Source organism: Pseudomonas sp. WJP1 (genome assembly GCF_028471945.1).
GTDB lineage: Bacteria > Pseudomonadota > Gammaproteobacteria > Pseudomonadales > Pseudomonadaceae > Aquipseudomonas.
Window position 1 is genome coordinate 3,401,456 of the sequence record NZ_CP110128.1, and the last position, 19,977, is coordinate 3,421,432.

Genomic DNA, 19,977 nt, shown 5'->3' on the forward strand with positions numbered 1-19,977 from the left:
CAACAATAACTCGGGCATCCAGGTAACCCGCGTTATCGTTGTCCTCCATCGCGAGCATGCTCGCTCCTACAGAATCGGTGCAGATTCGGTTTGATGGACTTAATGTAAAACCTTAAAACAAGCGTTTCATCGCCTTGCTGGCATTTTGCTCATTTTGTGAGTGCGTTCTCATTTGGAATCAGTACAATCGGCCGGATTTACACCTCCGAGAATGGAAGCAGTACGGGGGTGATTGCGAGACACTTCCATGCTCATCGGTAGTTATTCCCCAACGCTGGTCATCATTTCGCTCTGTGTGGCAATTCTCGCGTCATACACTGCACTGGACCTGACCGGGCGCATTGCCACGGCCAAGGGCCGGGCGGTGCATTGCTGGACAGCGGGCGGCGCGTTTGCCATGGGTATCGGCGTATGGTCGATGCATTTCATCGGCATGCTCGCCTTCAAGCTGCCCATCGACCTGGGGTACGACCTCACCATCACCTTGCTGTCGCTGTTGATCGGCATCCTGTCATGCGGCTTCGCCCTGTGGCTGGTCAGTCAGGCACAGCTGCCGGCCTGGCAGCTGGCGTTCGGTGCGCTGGTCATGGGCGCCGGCATCAGTGCCATGCATTACACCGGCATGGCGGCCATGCGCATGCAGCCGGGCATCGACTATGACCCGACTCTGTTCAGCGCCTCGTTGCTGATCGCGGTCGGTGCCTCCGGCGCGGCACTGTGGATTGCCTTCCGTCTGCGCCAGCACACGCCTTATGTCCGTCTGATCCGCGGTGGCGCGGCGGTGATCATGGGCATTGCCATCGTCGGCATGCACTACACCGGCATGGCCGCCGCGCAATTCCCCGAAGGCAGTTTTTGCGGCTCAGTGGGCAACGGCTTGAGCGGCAACGGCCTCGACAACCTGGTACTGATCACCACGCTTGCGGTATTGAGCATCGCCTTGCTGACCTCGATCCTCGATGCGCGCCTGGAAGCCCGAACCGCCAGCCTGGCCCAGTCGCTGACCGAAGCCAACCGCGAACTGACCCAACTGGCCTTGCACGACACCTTGACCGGCCTGCCGAATCGAGTGTTGCTGGCCGACCGCATCGATCAGGGCATCTCCAGGGTCGATAACGAGGGCGGTTGCCTGGCGTTGATGTTCATCGACCTCGATGGCTTCAAGCCAGTCAATGACGCCTTCGGTCACCATATGGGCGACCAGTTGCTGCGCGAAGTCAGTCTGCGCCTGCGTGAAGACCTGCGCGGCCAGGACACCCTCGCGCGCATCGGCGGCGATGAGTTCGTGCTGCTGGTGCAATTGAGCGAGCCGGACGACGCGATGAACCTCGCAGCCCGCCAGGTGAGCCTGATCGCCCGAGCATTCCGGGTGGCCGAGCACGATCTGCAGATCTCCGCCAGCGTCGGCATCGCCCTGTATCCGGGCAATGGCCAGAGCGCTCACGAATTGCTGATGAACGCCGATGCGGCGATGTATCACGCCAAGGGCACGGGCAAGAACGGCTACAGCTTCTTCGATGCCTCGATGAACAGCAACGCGCGCAAACAGTTGCAATTGCTGCAGGACCTGCGCAATGCCGTGGACCAGAACGAGTTCAGCCTGCACTACCAGCCCAAGTTCGATGCGCACAACGGCCGGCCGGTGGGGGCCGAAGCGTTGTTGCGCTGGGAGCATCCGACCCAGGGCATGCTGCTGCCGGACAAGTTCATTGAACTGGCGGAGAAGACCGGGCTGATCATTCCCATCGGCGAATGGGTTCTCAACGAAGCTTGCCGCCAGATGCGCGAATGGTATGTGCTCGGCTACACCAACTGGCGCATCGCGGTTAACCTCTCGGCCTTGCAGTTCTGCCATGTGGGCCTGGTGCAGAGTGTCGCCAAGGCGCTGGCCACCCACCGTTTGCCGGCCAACAGCCTGACCCTGGAAATCACCGAGACCACGGCCATGAGCGATGCCGATGCCAGCATGACGGTGCTGCAGGAGCTGTCGGACATGGGCGTTGACCTGTCCATCGACGACTTTGGTACCGGCTACTCGAGCTTGATGTACCTCAAGCGCCTGCCGGCCAACGAGCTGAAGATCGACCGCGGTTTCGTCCGCGACCTGGAACGTGACAGCGATGACGCCGCCATCGTTTCAGCCATTGTCGCCCTCGGCCAGGCGCTGGGCTTGCGGATCGTCGCCGAAGGCGTGGAAACGGGCTCGCAGCAGGACTTCCTGACCCAACTCGGTTGCGATTCGCTGCAGGGCTACCTGCTGGGGCACCCGTTGCCGGCCGAACGCTTCATGAAGGAAATCCACCGCAGCGAGCAATTGGAACTGGCCTGAACAGGCCGGGCCGATGACGGTGCCATGCAAAATCCGCAAATGGCGGTTATTCTTCCCCCCGACTGCATAGGCTTGAAGGAGGAATGCTTGCATGGACAAAGTCATCGTCATCACCGGCGGAAGTCGCGGTATCGGTGCCGCTACTGCGCTGTTGGCCGCCAAACAAGGCTATCGGATCTGCATCAACTACCAGGCCGATGAACAGGCGGCGCAAACAGTGCTGGACCAGGTCCGCGCCTTGGGTGCCCAAGCCATCGCCGTGCGGGCCGATGTCAGTATCGAAGACGAAGTCATCGCCCTGTTCAACCGGGTGGACAGCGAACTGGGTCGGGTCACGGCGCTGGTGAACAACGCTGGCACCGTGGGGCAAAAATCCCGGGTCGAAGAAATGTCTGAATTCCGCATCCTCAAGATCCTCAAGACCAACGTATTGGCGCCAGTCCTCTGCGCCAAGCACGCCATCTTGCGCATGTCGCCCAGGCACGGTGGGCAGGGCGGCAGCATTGTCAACGTATCCTCGGTCGCCGCGCGTTTGGGCTCGCCTAACGAATACGTCGACTACGCAGCCTCCAAGGGCGCGCTCGACACCTTCACCATTGGCCTGTCCAAGGAAGTGGCGGGTGAGGGGATTCGGGTCAACGCCGTGCGTCCGGGCTACATCTACACCGATTTTCACGCCCTGAGCGGCGATCCGGATCGGGTCAGCAAGCTCGAATCGGCGATTCCGATGGCCCGTGGCGGGCGACCGGACGAGGTCGCGGAGGCGATTGTGTGGTTGTTGTCGGACAAGGCTTCTTATGCGACGGGGACCTTTGTCGATCTTGGCGGCGGCCGGTAAACATCAAGATCAAAAGATCGCAGCCTGCGGCAGCTCCTACATGGGATTGCATTTCCTTGTAGGAGCTGCCGCAGGCTGCGATCTTTGCTTTTAGAAGGATCTTACAATCCGCCCCAGCGTCTCCATCGCCTTCTCGGAAGTCTCATCCCAGGGGCTGCCATAATTCAACCGGATGCAATTCCTGAAGCGCTGCGTCGGCGAAAAAATCGGCCCCGGGGCGATGCTGATGCCCTGGGCCAGCGCCATCTGGAACAACTTCAAGGAATCCATCTGCTCGGGTAGTTCCAGCCAGAGGAAGTAGCCGCCAGCCGGTTGGCTGACGCGGGTCTGCGCCGGGAAATAGCGGGCAATCGCCGACAGCATGGCGCTTTGCTGTTCCTCCAGGGCGTAACGCAACCTGCGCAAATGCCGATCGTAACCGCCGTGTTGCAGGTAGTCGGCAATGGCTGCCTGGGCCGGCATCGATGCGCAAAGGGAGGTCATGAGTTTGAGCCGCTCGATCTTCTGCGCATAGCGCCCGGCAGCGACCCAGCCAATGCGGTAACCCGGGGCCAGGCTCTTGGCGAAAGAACCACAGTGCATCACCAACCCTTCGGTATCGAACGCTTTTGCCGGTTTCGGCGCCTGTTGGCCGTAATAGAGTTCGGCGTAGACGTCATCTTCGATCAACGGCACTTGATGGACACGCAGCAATTCCACCAGTTCGCGTTTTTTCGCTTCAGGCATGGTCGCGCCCATGGGATTCTGGAAACTGGTCATGCACCAGCAAGCCTTGATCGGGTGGCGTTCCAGGGTTTGCGCGAGTACACCGAGGTCGATACCGTCGCGCGGGTGCACGGGGATTTCCACGGCCTTGAGTTTCAAGCGTTCCAGTACTTGCAGGCAGGCGTAGAACGCCGGGGCCTCGATGGCCACCAGGTCGCCGGGTTGAGTCACGGCTTGCAGGCACAGGTTCAGCGCTTCCAGTGCGCCGTTGGTGATCAACAACTCTTCCATGGGCAGCATCAAGCCGCCAACCATGTAACGCAGGGCAATTTGCCGGCGCAGTTGCGGGTTGCCCGGCGACATGTCGGTGACCACCATGCGCGGATCCATGTCCCGGGCAGCGCTGGCCAGGGAGCGGGACAGGCGCTGCAGCGGAAACAGGGTCGGACTGGGGAATGCCGAGCCGAAGGCTACAGTGTTCGGGTCCTTGATCGATTCGAGGACCGAGAACACCAGTTCGCTGACGTCGACTTCGGTGGATTCGTTGACCTGGCTGCTGATCTCCGGCTCGGAGAACGGCCGGGGTGCATGGGCGTTGACGAAGTAGCCGGAGCGCGGACGGGCGCGAATCAGGCCGCGACGCTCGAGCAAGTAGTAGGCCTGGAACACCGTGGACGGGCTGACCCCATGGGTCTGGCTGGCATAGCGCACCGACGGCACGCGCTGGCCGGGCCCGAGGACGCCGGTGCGGATCAGTTCAGCGATATCATCGGCGAATTTTTCGTAGCGTTTCATCGATTGCCCGGATTGGTGTCATTCAAAAAAAACGAGGTGACTTCTTCGCGATCAAGTCGAATCGTCGCACCGCCACTCCCACATTTGTCCGAGTTCATCCAGACAAACCGATCTAATGTGGGAGCGGGCTTGCTCGCGAATGACGCACCGCAGTCTAAAGCCTTAACGATTCATCGGCGCAACAAACCGGCTTTTCGCCTCGCTGAAGATGCCCGGCTCATCGCTGTCGACGATCCTGAAACTGATGCTCTGCGAGCTGCTGCCCGGCCGCTCCGTGGTCATCGCCACCGAAACTGGCACATCGACAATCTCACCCGGCGCCAGGCTCAGTTCGGTCTTGCCCTGCAGCTGGAAGCCGTCGCCATCCACCAGCGTCAGGCGGTAGTCCTGGCGTTGCTGGGTCTTGTTGATCACCTTGAGGCTGTAGATGTTTTCAATCTGCCCCTGGCTATTCTCGCGAAACAGGCCGCGGTCCTTGCTCACGTCCAGCGACACCATCGGCCGCTCCATCAACGCGACCACCAGCGCAGCGATCATCACCAGCAGCACGGCGGTGTAACCGATCAATCGTGGCCGCAACAGGTGGGTCTTGCCGCCTTGCAACTGGTGCTCCGAGGTATAGCTGATCAACCCGCGCTCGTAGCCCATCTTGTCCATGATCGAATCACAGGCGTCGATGCACGCCGCGCAACCGATGCATTCCATCTGCAAGCCGTCGCGAATGTCGATGCCGGTCGGGCAGACCTGCACGCAGAGCTGGCAATCGATGCAATCACCCAGGCCGACTTCGGCTGGCTTGACCTCGCGTTTGCGTGGGCCACGGTGCTCGCCACGGGCGACGTCGTAGGAAATGGTCAGGGTGTCCTTGTCGAACATCACGCTCTGGAATCGCGCATAGGGGCACATGTGCATGCACACCGCCTCACGCAACCAGCCCGCATTGATGTAGGTGGCACCGGTGAAGAACAGCACCCAGAACAGGCTGACGCCGCCCATTTGCCAGGTCAGCAGCGCTTCTGCCAGTGGTAGGATCGGCGTGAAATAGCCGACGAAGGTCAGGCCGGTCAGCAGGCTGATGGCCAGCCACATGGTGTGTTTGGCCGAACGGCGCAGCAGTTTGTTCAGCCCCCAGGGCGCCGCTTGCAGTTTGATCCGCTGGTTTCGTTCGCCTTCGGTGATCTTCTCGCACCACATGAAGATCCAGGTCCAGGAGCTCTGCGGGCAGGTGTAGCCGCACCAGACGCGGCCGGCAAACACGGTGATCGCGAACAGGCCGAACGCGGCAATGATCAGCAGCGCCGAGAGCAGGATGAAATCCTGCGGCCAGAACGTCGCGCCAAAAATGTGGAATTTGCTCTCGGAAAGATCCCAAAGCACCGCCTGGCGGCCACCCCAGTTCAACCACACGGTGCCGAAGAACAGCAGGAACAGAAAACCCGCGCCGCTGATGCGCAGGGAACGGAACAGGCCGGTGAAGCTACGGGTGTGGATCAGGTTGTCGCTGTACTTGGCCTTCATCTTTGGTCGCGAAGGCTCGAAAGTCTTGACGACGGGGGCGCTTTCCAGGGTTCGGACGGGGATTCTATCGCTCATGGTCTTTCGCTCATCAGCCTCCATCAGGCAGGAGCACTATGAGCGGCGATCTGTTTGCATAACAGACTCAGGTATTGCTTTAAAAACCGGATCAGATGGCTTCGCAAACCCCACCTGCGACAAGTTGAAGCACCTGTCTCGACGGGACCGGGCGCCTGTATCAGACGTTTTCGGAGGGGTGTTGATCCGGGGCAGTCAAATCACCGAACCACTGTCTGTGGCCTTCAAATGCCGGCGACCGTCCACCGCACCTGCTACGGTCAATGCGTCGGCTTCTGCTTCGGTGATGTAGATACGCTGTCCTTCGAGGTCGACCGCCGACATGGCTTTAACGTCATCGGTGATGATGGTCACATCTGGACACAGGCGAATCTCCTCGCCGCTTTCGGTGGTAAAGAAGCAGGTCTGGTTCTCGATGCGTACGGTCATGACGTGATCCTTGATTTCCAGGACTGATGAAGTATTAGGGTCTCGGCGCCGGCCATCGTTCTGTGCAACTGATTAATGGTCGGCGCGGTCAATCTTCCATGACCCTTTGCAAGGCTCTTCACGAGGGAGCGCGCCATGAACGCCTGGTGGCATGAAGTCTGGGTGACCCTGCAAGCCGAATTCGCCGACATCGGCGATGCCTCGCAATTGACCCGAATCACCGTGCGCCTGCTGATGGCCGCGGTACTGGGCGGCATCCTCGGTTTCGAGCGCGAGCACAAGGGCAAGGCCGCGGGGGTGCGCACCCACATGCTGGTGGCACTCGGCGCGGCGCTGTTCGTACTGGTGCCGCAGATGTCCGGCTCCCAGGCCGACGCCATGAGCCGGGTCGTCCAGGGTGTGATCGCCGGTATCGGCTTCCTCGGTGCCGGCACCATCCTGAAAAACCAGGAAGGTGATGAAGGCCACGTCAAGGGCCTGACCACCGCCGCCGGGCTGTGGATGACCGCCGCCATTGGGGTGTCTGCCGGGTTGGGAAGGGAGGCGACGGCGGTGTTGAGTACGTTGCTGGCGTTGCTGATTCTCGGCGTCATGCCCAGCATCGTGAAGATGCTGGAGAAAGACAAAGACAAAGACCAATTGTAGGAGCTGGCTTGCCAGCGAAAAACTCAAGAGCGCCTCGGGGTGTCAGGCTTCCAGCGTCATCGTTCACGCCCATCGCGAGCATGCTCGCTCCTACAGAATTCCCCCGGCGCGGCAGGGGGAGCGATCAACTGTCTTCATTCAGGGGTCACAATCACCGGTGGCATCGTCGTCGGCGGCTCTTCCCGGGGTGGCGGGTTAGTGCCGGGCGGGTCCTGCTCGGGCACAGGCTGCGGATCGGTGGGTGGTATCACCGGGTCATCGATGTTCGGATCTGGGGTTTCGGCGGGGAATGGATTGTTCATCGTTGATGCCTCCAGTGGCACATGGCGTGAGTCGTGCTTAAGTTGGTTGACCACTGCGCGCAGGATTTGATTCCGGCAGATCGCGCTGAACTTTTCCCGGCGGCTGGCGCTCGGAACCTAAGTGAGTTCATTGCAGGGGCAATCGCCCGGCGCGATGACAAACAGACACAAGAGCGTCCATGGGGCGTAAAGGAGTGATGCTCGATGACGGCTGAAAAACCGACTGAACTGAGCTACAATCCGCACATGCCACTTTCCCAGGCCTTGCTGCTGCCGCGAATCGTGATTGAAAATACCCTGCCGACCCTTGAAGGTGGCCAGTTTGCGGTCAAGGCCGTGGTGGGGCAGGACGTGGTGGTGACCAGCAAGGTGTTTGCCGACGGTCACGACAAGCTGGCGGTACGAGTGCGTTGGCAGGCCGAGGGCGATGATGCCTGGCAAAGCGAGGTCATGGCCGATCTGGGCAACAATGGCTGGCAAGGCCGCTTTCGGGTGCAGAGCCAGGGCCGCTATGTGTTCTGCATCGAAGCCTGGATCGATCAATTCGCCAGTTTTTGCTACGAACTGGAAAAAAAGCACCTGGCCGCCGTTCCGGTCAGTCTTGAGCTGCAGGAAGGTCGCCTATACGTCCAGCAAGCCGCCGAACGCGCCGAAGATCAGCTGAGCGAGCAATTGGCCGCGTTGCACCACGAACTGTCGGGATTGCTCGAAACCGAGCAGGTTGCACTGTTTCTGCACCCCCGTAGCGCCGAGCTGATGGCCCAGGCCGATCATCGTGCCTACCTGAGCCTGAGCCCGGAGTACCCGGTCGATGTCGAGCGTGAGTTGGCGCAGTTTGCCAGTTGGTATGAACTGTTCCCGCGCTCGATCACCGACGATCCGGCGCGCCATGGCACTTTTAATGACGTGCATTCACGGCTGGCGATGATCCAGGACATGGGCTTCGACGTCCTGTACTTCCCGCCGATCCACCCGATCGGGCGCAGTTATCGCAAAGGCCCGAACAATTCCCTGACCGCCGGCCCCGACGATCCAGGCAGCCCCTATGCCATCGGCAGTGAAGAGGGCGGGCACGAGGCGATTCACTCGCAGCTGGGCACCCGCGAAGACTTCCGTCGCCTGGTGGCGGCGGCCGCGGATTACGGCCTGGAGATCGCCCTCGATTTTGCCATCCAGTGTTCCCAGGACCATCCTTGGCTCAAGCAGCACCCCGGGTGGTTCAACTGGCGGCCGGACGGCACGATCAAATACGCCGAGAATCCGCCGAAAAAATACCAGGACATCGTCAATGTCGACTTCTATGCCGTCGAGGCGATCCCCAGCCTGTGGGTCGAACTGCGTGACATCGTGGTCGGCTGGGTGCAGGAAGGCGTGAAGATCTTTCGCGTCGACAACCCGCACACCAAGCCGCTGCCGTTCTGGCAGTGGCTGATCGCCGACGTTCGTGCGCTTTATCCGGAGGTGATTTTTCTCGCCGAAGCCTTTACCACCCCGGCGATGATGGCGCGGCTGGGCAAGGTCGGTTACTCGCAGAGTTACACCTACTTCACCTGGCGCAATACCAAGTCGGAGTTGGCGACCTATTTCACCGAACTCAATGAATCGCCGTGGCGCGAATGCTACCGGCCGAACTTCTTCGTCAATACACCGGATATCAACCCGGCGTTCCTGCATGAATCCGGTCGCCCCGGTTTTCTCATTCGCGCGGCATTGGCGACAATGGGTTCGGGGCTGTGGGGCATGTATTCGGGGTTCGAGTTGTGTGAATCGGCGCCGGTACCTGGCAAGGAAGAATACCTCGACTCCGAGAAGTACGAGATCCGCCCCAGGGACTTCAACGCGCCCGGCAACATCATTGCCGAGATCGCCCAGCTCAACCGCATCCGCCGGCAAAACCCGGCGCTGCACTCGCACCTGGGCCTCAAGGTCTATAACGCCTGGAACGACAACATCCTGTACTTCGGCAAGCGCAGCCCCGACGGCAGCAATTTCATCCTGGTGGCGGTCAACCTTGATCCGCACAACGTCCAGGAGGCGAATTTCGAGTTGCCGCTGTGGGAAATGGGCTTGCCGGACGATGCCAGCACCCAGGGCGAAGACTTGATGAACGGCCATCGCTGGACCTGGCATGGCAAGTACCAGTTCATGCGCATCGATCCGGCGTTTCAGCCGTTCGGGATCTGGCGAATTACCCCCTGAACCGAAATTCTGTGTGGGAGCTGGCTTGCTCCGGGCGGCGTTCCGACGAAGGCGGCAGGACAGTCAAAGCTTATGTCGCCTGACACACCGCTTTCGCGAGCAAGCCCGCTCCCACATTGACCTCATCGCGTTCGAGGCCGGTGATCGGTTCGGCTTTTCAAATTCGACAGGAGTTTCAAATGGCGAAGAAACCCAAGGCAGCCACCTTCATCAAGGACCCGCTCTGGTACAAGGACGCGGTCATCTATCAAGTTCATGTCAAATCCTACTTCGACTCCAATAACGACGGAATCGGCGACTTTCCCGGCCTGATCGCCAAGCTCGACTACATTGCCGACCTGGGCGTCAATACCATCTGGCTGTTGCCGTTCTACCCCTCGCCACGCCGCGACGATGGCTACGACATCGCCGAATACCGCGGCGTGCACAGCGACTACGGAACCATGGCCGACGCCAAGCGCTTCATCGCCGAGGCGCACAAACGCGGTTTGCGGGTGATCACCGAACTGGTCATCAATCACACCTCCGACCAGCACGCCTGGTTCCAGCGCGCACGCAAGGCCAAGAAAGGTTCGGCCGCGCGGGATTTCTATGTGTGGTCCGATGACGATCAAAAATACGACGGCACCCGCATCATCTTTCTCGACACCGAAAAATCCAACTGGACCTGGGACCCGGTGGCTGGTCAATACTTCTGGCACCGCTTCTACTCGCACCAGCCGGATCTTAATTTCGACAACCCGCAGGTGATGAAAGCGGTGCTGTCGGTGATGCGCTACTGGCTCGACATGGGCATCGACGGGTTGCGCCTCGATGCCATCCCGTACCTGATCGAGCGCGACGGCACCAACAACGAGAACCTGCCGGAGACCCACGACGTCCTCAAGCAGATCCGCGCCGAAATCGACGCCCATTACCCGGACCGCATGCTGCTGGCCGAGGCCAATCAATGGCCGGAAGACACCCAGCTGTATTTCGGCGACACCGATAAAAAGGGCCTGAACGGCGACGAATGCCACATGGCGTTCCACTTCCCGTTGATGCCGCGCATGTACATGGCGCTGGCCCAGGAAGACCGTTTTCCAATCACCGACATCTTGCGCCAGACGCCGGAGATCCCGGCCAATTGCCAGTGGGCGATTTTCCTGCGCAACCACGATGAACTGACCCTGGAGATGGTCACCGACAAGGAGCGTGACTACCTGTGGAATTACTATGCGGCCGACCGGCGGGCGCGGATCAACCTGGGGATTCGCCGGCGCCTGGCGCCGCTGATGGAGCGTGATCGCCGGCGCGTGGAACTGCTCAACAGCCTGTTGCTGTCGATGCCCGGCACGCCGACCTTGTACTACGGTGACGAGATCGGCATGGGCGACAACATCTACCTCGGCGATCGCGACGGTGTGCGCACGCCGATGCAATGGTCGATCGACCGCAACGGCGGGTTTTCCCGCGCCGACCCGGCCAGCCTGGTGCTGCCGCCGATCATGGACCCGCAATACGGCTACCTGTCGGTGAATGTCGAAACCCAGGCCGGCGATCCGCATTCGCTGTTGAACTGGACCCGGCGCATGTTGGCGGTGCGCAAGCAGTCCAAGGCGTTCGGGCGTGGCACCTTGAAAATGCTCTCGCCGACCAATCGCCGCGTGCTGGCCTATACCCGCGAATACACCGGGTCTGACGGCAAGCACGAGATCATTCTGTGCGTGGCCAACGTTTCGCGCAGCGCCCAGGCGGTGGAGCTGGACCTGTCGGCGTATGTCGGCATGGTGCCCGTGGAGATGCTCGGCGGTAACGCGTTCCCCCCCATTGGCCAATTGAATTTCCTCCTGACCCTGGCGCCCTACGGTTTCTACTGGTTCGGTCTGGCCGCGGAGAACCAGATGCCGAGTTGGCACGTGGAACCGGCGCAAAGCCTGCCGGACTTCACCACGCTTGTGCTGAAAAAGCGCATGGAAGAACTGCTCGAAGCGCCATCACGCACCACATTGGAGCAGGGCATCCTGCCGAACTGGCTGCAGAATCGTCGTTGGTTCGCTGGCAAGGACGCGGCCATCGAACAGGTCAACCTGGCCTACGGTGTGCGATTTGGCGATGCGCAGCATCCGGTGTTGCTGAGTGAAATCGAAGTCACCGGCGGTGGCCAGACCAGCCGCTACCAACTGCCGTTCGGCTTCATCGCCGAAGACCAGGTCGGCACGGCATTGCCCCAGCAATTGGCCCTGTCGCGGGTGCGCCGTGGCCCGCAGGTCGGCTTGATCACGGATGCCTTCAGCCTGGAAAACTTCATCCGTGCGGTGTTGCAAGGCATGCACAACCACACGGTTTTGCCGTCCGATGGCGGCGAGATCCGTTTCGAACCCACGGCCGAGCTGGCCAAACTGGGCCTGACGGCGGAGTCGGCAGTGCGTTACCTGTCCGCCGAGCAATCCAACAGTTCGGTGGTGGTCGGCAACAGCCTGGTGTTGAAACTGATCCGCAAGGTCGCCTCGGGCGTGCACCCGGAACTGGAAATGAGCGCCTACCTGACCGCTGCCGGCTTCGGCAATATCTCGCCGCTGTTGGGGGCGGTGGTGCGGCGGGATGCGGCGGGCGAGGACAACTTGCTGATGATCGCCCAGGGCTACTTGAGTAATCAGGGCGATGCCTGGGAGTGGACCCAGAACAACCTCGAGCGGGCGTTGCGCGACGAACTCGCGGACGCCATGTCCGAGCAGGAACAGCACTACAACGCGCTGGGCGAGCTGAAGGATTTCGCTGCCATGCTCGGCCAGCGCCTGGGTGAAATGCATCAGGTGCTGGCGGCTGCCAGCGAAAACCCCGACTTTGATCCGCACATCACCACGCAAAAGGATGCGTCGGCGACGGGCAAGGATGTGGTGGCACAAATCGAGCATGCATTGAAGTTGCTCAAGCAGCATCAAGATGAACTGAACCCGGCGGACAAAACCCTGGTCAGCCGTTTACTGGAGAACAAAAAGGCCATTCTCGGCCATGTCCAGGAGCTGGCCAAAAAGACCGCCGGTGGACTGCGGATCCGCGTACACGGTGATTTGCATCTCGGCCAGGTGCTGGTGATCAAGGGCGATGCGTACCTGATCGACTTCGAAGGTGAACCGGCGCGACCACTGCCAGAACGTCGGGGCAAGCACAGCCCGTACAAGGATGTCAGTGGCGTGCTGCGCTCCTTCGACTATGCGGCGGCGATGACCATCAACGTGCATAACGTCGATAACACAGCTAATGCCCAGGAAGCTCGCCAACGGGTCGGCGATCGTTATTTAAGTGAGGCAAGACAGGCATTTATCCACGCTTATCGGCTGGCGGCAGCTACGCTTGGCCATGCGTGGCAAGATCCGGATGGCGAAGATGCCGCGTTGGCATTGTTCGGCCTGGAGAAGGCGGCGTATGAAGTGGCCTACGAGGCGGAAAATCGCCCCGGCTGGCTGCCCGTGCCATTGCACGGTTTATATGGATTATTGAGTGGGCTTAAACCCTTTTCCGATCTTGGTGGAGAGTAGTCATGAGTTTCTCGAACAAGGAACAGGGTCATCATCACAGTGAAGCGCTGCTACCCAGGGCGCGGGATATCGATGCGCTGGTGCGGGCCGAGCATCGCGATCCCTTTGCCATTCTCGGCCCCCACGGCGATGGTGCCGGCGGACAATTCATCCGCGCGTATTTGCCGGGCGCCTTGAGCGTGCAAGTGGTGGACAAGGAAACCGGGGAGGAGCTGGGCAACCTGGAAGCGACCCAGACCCCAGGGCTGTTCGTCGGGCACTTCCAGCGGGCGCAGCCGTATCTGTTGCGCACCCGCTGGGCCGGTGGCGAACAAATTGCCGAAGACCCCTACAGTTTTGGCCCGTTGCTCGGTGACATGGATTTGTACCTGTTCGCCGAAGGCAATCACCGCGACCTCAGCAGCGCCCTGGGCGCCCAGTTGAAGACCGTTGACGGCGTCGATGGCGTGCGGTTCGCCGTGTGGGCGCCGAACGCCCGGCGGGTGTCGGTGGTGGGTGACTTCAACGCCTGGGACGGTCGTCGCCATCCGATGCGCCTGCGCCACCCTACCGGTGTCTGGGAATTGTTCATCCCCCGCCTGCAGGCGGGGGAGGCCTACAAATACGAAATCCTCGGCAAGGACGGGATCCTGCCACTCAAGGCCGACCCCATGGCACTGGCCACCAGCCTGCCACCGGACACCGCCTCGAAAGTCGCCTCGCCTCTGAAGATCGACTGGCAGGATCAGGACTGGATGCAATCGCGGGGCGAACGCCATCACCGGACGGCGCCCTTGTCGATCTACGAACTGCACGCCGGTTCCTGGCAGTGCGAGCTGGACGACCTGGGCGAAGTGGCCCGGCAATACACCTGGCCGGAACTGGCTGAGCGGCTGATTCCGTATGTGAAGGATCTGGGGTTCACCCACATCGAGCTGATGCCGATCATGGAACACCCGTTCGGCGGCTCCTGGGGCTATCAACTGCTTTCGCAATTCGCCACCAGCGCCCGTTACGGGACCGGCGACGAGTTCGCCGCCTTCGTCAATGACTGTCACCTGGCGGGTATCGGCGTGATCCTCGACTGGGTGCCGGCGCATTTCCCCACCGACGTCCACGGCCTGGCCCAGTTCGACGGCACCGCGCTGTACGAGTATGGCAACCCTCAGGAAGGCTTTCACCAGGACTGGGACACGCTGATCTACAACCTGGGCCGCACCGAAGTGCACGGCTACATGCTGGCGTCGGCGCTGCACTGGCTCAAGCATTTCCATGTCGATGGCCTGCGCGTCGATGCGGTGGCGTCGATGCTGTACCGCGACTACTCGCGCAAGGCCGGCGAGTGGGTGCCCAACCGCCATGGCGGCCGCGAGAACCTCGAAGCCATCGACTTCCTGCGTCACCTTAACGACGTCGTCGCGCTGGAAGCCCCCGGGGCGCTGGTGATCGCCGAAGAGTCCACCGCCTGGCCCGGTGTCAGCCAGGGCACGCAACAGGGCGGCCTGGGTTTCGCCTACAAATGGAACATGGGCTGGATGCACGATTCGCTGCACTACATCCAGCAGGATCCGGTGTACCGCGCCCATCACCACAACGAACTCAGTTTCGGCCTGGTGTATGCCTGGTCGGAACGTTTCATCCTGCCGATTTCCCACGATGAAGTGGTGCACGGCAAACACTCGCTGATCGACAAGATGCCCGGCGACCGCTGGCAGAAATTCGCCAACCTGCGGGCCTACCTGAGTTTCATGTGGGCCCATCCGGGCAAGAAACTGTTGTTCATGGGCTGCGAGTTCGGCCAATGGCGTGAGTGGAACCACGACCAGCAGCTTGATTGGTATCTATTGCAGTACTCCGAGCACAAAGGCGTGCAGAAGCTGGTGAGCGACCTCAATCGCCTGTATCGCGAAGAACCGGCCCTGCACGAACAGGACGACGTACCGCAAGGCTTCCAGTGGCTGATCGGCGATGATGCGATCAACAGCGTCTACGCCTGGATGCGCTGGAGCAAGGACGGCCAGCCGATACTGGTGGTCGCCAACTTCACGCCGGTACCGCGCGAGGCTTACCGGGTCGGCGTGCCGTTTGCCGGGCAGTGGAGCGAGGTGTTCAACAGCGATTCGTCGATCTATGCCGGCTCCAACTATGGCAACAGCGGCGGGGCAACCGCCGAGGAATCGCCGAGCCATGGCCAGGCGTTGTCGCTGGTGCTGAACCTGCCGCCGTTGGCGGTGTTGATGTTACGGCCGGCGGGCTGATCCGGGGCCGCTTTCGCGGGCCAGCCGGATCGCATGTCGATCAGGCTGGCCCGCGAAGGGCCTGGAGATTTTTTTCACCAACGCATCCGCACGCCCAGGCTGCCGATCAGCCCATTCAAATCATTGTCATCCACATCGCTGCTGTAGTCGGCGCTGACGTACAGGCTCACGGTCGGCGTCACCCTGGCCACCAACCCCAGGCCCAGTTCGACCGTCGAGGAGTATCGGCTGCTGCTGATCTTGTCGACCTGGTCGAGGGTCACGGTATTGCCGGTGTACACGGTGTGCCACAAGTTGGTTCGCACATAGGGTTCGACGGGCAGGCCGTTGATGTCGTAGCTACCTTTCAACTTGGCACCGACCCGGCCGCTCCAGGAGCTGAGTTCGCTGGAGGAGGCGTTGCCCGAACCCGCATAGGGCGTATCCAGGGTGATCCGCTGATTGATCAATTGCGCCTGGGGTTCGACCACCCAGTTTTCACTGATGCCGATCGGGAAGCCGCCTTCGACCGAGAGGGTCACCGCGCTGCCTTCGGTGGCTTGGCGGGCGCCTTGCTCATTGCGACTGAACCCATTGACGCGACCCCCGCTGGCCGACAGATCGACGTGCCAGCCTTGGGGGCCGGTCAGGCTCCAGTAGGCGCCGAGGCTCTGTCCTTGCAGGTTGAGGGTGTCGTTGCGCGGGTCCGATTGCGCGCGATTGGTTAGCAAGCCGTTGCCGGTGCCGTGGAACTCGGCGGTGCCGCCGATCAGGCCGACCCGCTGGGTGTGGCCGTTATTGCTTTGCAGGGTCAAAAGCGCCGGGCTTTTCAGTTCGCCGGAGCCGGGAATGGAAAAACCCTGGGCGAGGGCATCGGTTTGTGCCTGGCGCGAGGCCTGGCCATACAGTTGATCCCAGGCCGCGGGCGCAGCCTCTGCGACGGTCAGGCTTGAACTGCGTATATCGGCAATCGGGCTGAAGTGGCCGGGATAAGGGGTGGTCGGTGCAGGCAGGGTAAGCGTCGGGATGTCCTGGCGGTACCAGGGGGTGGTTTCTTCCTCGGTGGGGGAAGCCTGCACTTCCATGGATGAACACAACAGCAATGTACTTGAAACGGTGCAAACACTAATCCGGATCTCTTGAGGGGTGAATGAAGTTTTCATGGAGGTCTACCTTGCAATCGCATGCGGTATCTCGCTTTGGCGTCTCTCCTACCCCGAGTGAGGGGCGACCGAATGAATTAGGGCAAGCCGATTCCCGCCCGTTTTTTACGGGGAGTTATCGGTTGTTCCTGATGGTGATTCCGGGGTAGTAACGTGAAGTCAAGAGGACCCCTGGCATTGCGTCAAGAAAATGGCCGATAAATGGTAGGGGTATTTCAGATCATATAAGTGACTGATTTACGACGCATACCTAAGTGCTTGTTTATTGGATAAAACGTCAAAAAACTCGCGAGCTAGAGCCTTTGCTCGGACTTACCAGCTCACCCTGATTCCCAGGTTACCGCTCATACCACGCAATGGGTTGCTGTCGATATTGCTGCTGTAATCTGCGTTGGAGTACAGGCTGACAGTCGGTGCAAGTGTAAGGATCGCGCCGATGCCGAGGTCCGCCGATGAGGTGCGTTGTTCGGTGTTGATCTCGGTGCTGTCGTCAAATGTCACCGTGTCGGTTCCCGAGACGGTGTGCCACAGGTTGACGCGCAGGTAAGGTTCCAGCGGAAGGCCGGCGACTTCGTAGCGACCCTTGAGCCGGGCGCCGAGGCGGCCGGTCCAGGCTGGGTCCGAATCGAAGGACACCTTGGAAATGCCGTCGTCCTGACTATTTATGTCAACCTGTTGATGGATGACTTGCACCTGGGGTTCGACCACCCAGTTGTCTGCCACTTTGACGGGGTAGCCGCCCTCGACCGAGAAGGTCATGGCGTGGCCATCGTTGTCGATTTTAAGGTCGCGATCGGAGTGGCTGTCGCGGTTCAGCCAGGTGTACATCGCCACGGTATCGAAGTACCAGCCCATGGGATCTATCAGGGTCCAGTAGAGCCCCAGGCTGTCGCCTTGCAGCTCGACCTTACCTGCACGTTTGTCCTGGAAGCCCTGGTTGAAACCGTCGACATCACCCTTCAACCGAGTATGGCCGATGAAGAAACCGGTGCGCTGGGTCTGCCCACCGGAAGTTTGCGAGCCGAACAGATCGTTGCCCACCTGAAAGCCGTTGAGCGAGCCGTCGAGCCGTGGCGTGACGGTGCCGGACCAGGTCTGGTCGAAGTTTTTCCCGTAGACCCGTCCCCAGCCCGCGCCAAAGTCGCCGGTCTCGTTCAGCAGGCGTTGGTCACCCTGGCGATCGTGAAAGGTGCCGAGTGTCGTCAGGGCCAGCTGCGCGGCCGCCGGTGGCAACACAGACCAAACCGGGACTTCCTGGCGGTACAGGGCAATGGGTGCAGCACCGGGCTCAGGAGCCGGCAATGGCGGCGAGCCGACGGCCGCTACCGGCGTCGCGAGCGGCGCCGCGTCCGGTGGTACCGCAATCGGTGGCAAGGCGGGATCCGGGTTAGGCACCGTGACCGGTGCGACCAGAATCGGTGGCAAAGCGGGATTCGGGTTGGGCACCGCGACCGGGGCTACCAGAATCGGCGGCAAGGCTGGATCCGGGTTGGGCACCACGAGCGGTGGTACCAGAATCGGTGGCAAGGCGGGATCCGGATTGGGCACCGCGACCAGTGGCGTGGCCACTACGGACGAACGCAGGTACCAGCTGTTTTCGCTGCCAGCGGTGACGCCGCCCTTGTACAAGACGTAATCGAAGGCTCCGGCCGAAAGCGGGGCGCTCAGGGTGAAAGCGCCATTGTCGCTGGTTGCCGTGCCCTGGGCCTGTACCACCTGGATTCCGTTTTGCTGGGTCAGCGCTCCAAGGCCTCCGAGGTTATTGACGACAATCGAAGTGCTGCCGGTGATGGTTCCATCCTTGACGACCAGTTTGTCACTGGGGGAACTGTCATCGCCGAGGACGCTCTGCACCCATAGTTGGCCGCCGCTGCCTGCATAGTTGCCTTGCACTGTCAGGGTATCGGTGGTGCGGGTATTACCACTGCTCAGGTCAATGATCCCGGCGTTGTTCAGCGTCGCCAGCTGGCCTGCGGTGAAGGGGGTGAGGCTGCCTTGGGTCGAGGTCACGACACTGCTGCCGTCGATGTTGAACACACCACTGCCGGTGGCGCTGTCACCCAGGACAAAATTACCGTCCAGGACAAATCGCGAGGAATTCCTCAGGTTGACGGTTTCCCAGTTGACGTAACGCGCGGCTCCGCTGGTGGTGGTGTTATCGAAGGTCAGCAGATCGCTGTCTTTGGCACCATCGATGGCTGGGGTCTGGGCCAGGAGGCTCTCATTGAGATTGCGCAGGGTTGCCCGGTCATTGCCATCGCCCATCAGGATCGCCGAACGGATGATCCCGCCGCCCTCCCAGGTCAAGCTGTCATCGCCCGCGCTGGCTCGGATCTCGCCGATGATTTCGCCCCCGGTCACCGTAATGCTGTCGTTGCCACCGCTGACACTGATGTTGCCGCCAATCCTGCCACCGGAAACGATGATAGTGTCTTTACCAAAACCGGTGACCAGATTGCCGAGGATCTGCCCACCAGACAGATCGAACAGATTGTTATCGAGCTTCATGTCGACCCGGCCTATGGTGCCGCCGCTCATTCTGGCGGTGTCACCGTCCTCGAAAGCGGCAATGATCGTGCCTGCGGTCATCTCGAATATGTCACGGCTATCGCCCTGGGCAAGCGACTGGATGGTCCCGCCATCCATGCGAAAGGTGTCGACGCCATTGCCCTGGTTCACGGCTCCGGTGACCTGACCGGCACTGATGCTGAACGTATCGTCACCGTCCCCCTGATTGACGTTCCCGGTAATGACGCCGGAATCCATGATGACCGTGTCTTTGCCGATGCCGGTCGATACATTGCCTGTGATCGTCCCGGTGCCATTGACGGGAAAGGTCAGGCTGTTGTTTCCGGACAGGTCCGTCAGCGGCCCGCTGTTGCCGCTGTCGCACACCAGGTTGTCGTTACCGGCCGTGGGAGTAAGGGTACATGCCGCCTGGGTAGGCAGGGACCAGCCCATGCACAACCAGATCGAAAGGGCACAGGCGCTGTATCGGCCGCTGGGCAGTGCTTTGCAAAGGTCCATGTGCGTCTCCGCTCAAGATTCGACACCCAATGCCTTGCAAGAAGGGCAAGGCATCAAGTGCATCGGCAGCGCGAGTCGCGAGACATCATCAGGAAGGCAAAATACCCTTCAGGCAACGACGGCTACGGGGCATGTCCGCACGCGTCAAGCGAACGGATGGGAGCACCGTAGCAAGTGTTTTTGGATGTATCTACTGTCACAAATGACAGGTAGGG

12 protein-coding genes are annotated in these 19,977 nt (G+C 60.9%); 6 read left to right on the forward strand and 6 right to left on the reverse strand.

From position 1 onward, the window contains the following. Window positions 1-247: 247 nt before the first annotated feature. On the forward strand, window positions 248-2,329 hold the full coding sequence (locus tag OH720_RS15355; protein WP_272606320.1) for a putative bifunctional diguanylate cyclase/phosphodiesterase: 2,082 nt from the start codon (window positions 248-250) through the stop codon (window positions 2,327-2,329). A gap of 91 nt (window positions 2,330-2,420) precedes the next feature. Beyond that, window positions 2,421-3,167: an SDR family oxidoreductase gene (locus OH720_RS15360; RefSeq protein ID WP_272606321.1), complete on the forward strand. Its 747-nt coding sequence runs from the start codon at window positions 2,421-2,423 to the stop codon at window positions 3,165-3,167. Window positions 3,168-3,257: 90 nt separating this feature from the next. Here OH720_RS15360 and mapR read toward each other — a convergent pair whose 3' ends face one another. The 3 genes from mapR to OH720_RS15375 all read right to left on the reverse strand — a co-directional run bounded on the left by mapR (window position 3,258) and on the right by OH720_RS15375 (window position 6,689). Next, window positions 3,258-4,667, reverse strand: a complete 1,410-nt coding sequence (gene mapR, locus OH720_RS15365; RefSeq protein ID WP_272606322.1) for a GntR family transcriptional regulator MpaR — start codon at window positions 4,665-4,667, stop codon at window positions 3,258-3,260. A 162-nt stretch (window positions 4,668-4,829) separates the two neighbouring features. Further along, window positions 4,830-6,260: a cytochrome c oxidase accessory protein CcoG gene (gene ccoG, locus OH720_RS15370; protein WP_272606323.1), complete on the reverse strand. Its 1,431-nt coding sequence runs from the start codon at window positions 6,258-6,260 to the stop codon at window positions 4,830-4,832. A 195-nt stretch (window positions 6,261-6,455) separates the two neighbouring features. After that, a complete protein-coding gene (locus tag OH720_RS15375) occupies window positions 6,456-6,689 on the reverse strand; it encodes a DUF3203 family protein (protein WP_008055191.1) in 234 nt (77 codons plus the stop codon). Window positions 6,690-6,824: 135 nt separating this feature from the next. Between OH720_RS15375 and OH720_RS15380 the strand changes: the two genes are divergently transcribed. Beyond that, window positions 6,825-7,334: an MgtC/SapB family protein gene (locus OH720_RS15380; protein ID WP_272606324.1), complete on the forward strand. Its 510-nt coding sequence runs from the start codon at window positions 6,825-6,827 to the stop codon at window positions 7,332-7,334. Window positions 7,335-7,468: 134 nt separating this feature from the next. Here the strand turns inward: OH720_RS15380 and OH720_RS15385 are convergent, their stop codons facing one another. Next, window positions 7,469-7,636 (reverse strand): hypothetical protein, encoded by a 168-nt coding sequence (locus OH720_RS15385; RefSeq protein ID WP_180201831.1) that lies wholly within the window; start codon window positions 7,634-7,636, stop codon window positions 7,469-7,471. 204 nt (window positions 7,637-7,840) lie between these two features. On the opposite strand from OH720_RS15385, the gene OH720_RS15390 reads away from it, so the two are divergent. The 3 genes from OH720_RS15390 (at window position 7,841) to glgB (ending at window position 15,593) form a co-directional block, all read left to right on the forward strand. Beyond that, window positions 7,841-9,835: an alpha-1,4-glucan--maltose-1-phosphate maltosyltransferase gene (locus OH720_RS15390; protein WP_272606325.1), complete on the forward strand. Its 1,995-nt coding sequence runs from the start codon at window positions 7,841-7,843 to the stop codon at window positions 9,833-9,835. Between the two features lie 179 nt (window positions 9,836-10,014). Next, entirely contained in the window at window positions 10,015-13,356 is a 3,342-nt protein-coding gene (treS, locus tag OH720_RS15395) for a maltose alpha-D-glucosyltransferase (protein WP_272606326.1), read from the forward strand. 2 nt (window positions 13,357-13,358) lie between these two features. Beyond that, entirely contained in the window at window positions 13,359-15,593 is a 2,235-nt protein-coding gene (gene glgB / locus OH720_RS15400) for a 1,4-alpha-glucan branching protein GlgB (RefSeq protein ID WP_272606327.1), read from the forward strand. A 74-nt stretch (window positions 15,594-15,667) separates the two neighbouring features. Here glgB and OH720_RS15405 read toward each other — a convergent pair whose 3' ends face one another. Both OH720_RS15405 and OH720_RS15410 read right to left on the reverse strand, forming a co-directional pair. Beyond that, a complete protein-coding gene (locus tag OH720_RS15405; RefSeq protein WP_272606328.1) occupies window positions 15,668-16,735 on the reverse strand; it encodes an autotransporter domain-containing protein in 1,068 nt (355 codons plus the stop codon). A 312-nt stretch (window positions 16,736-17,047) separates the two neighbouring features. Then, window positions 17,048-19,762, reverse strand: coding sequence for an autotransporter family protein (locus OH720_RS15410; protein ID WP_272606329.1), 2,715 nt, complete (start codon window positions 19,760-19,762; stop codon window positions 17,048-17,050). Between the last annotated feature and the right edge of the window lie 215 nt (window positions 19,763-19,977).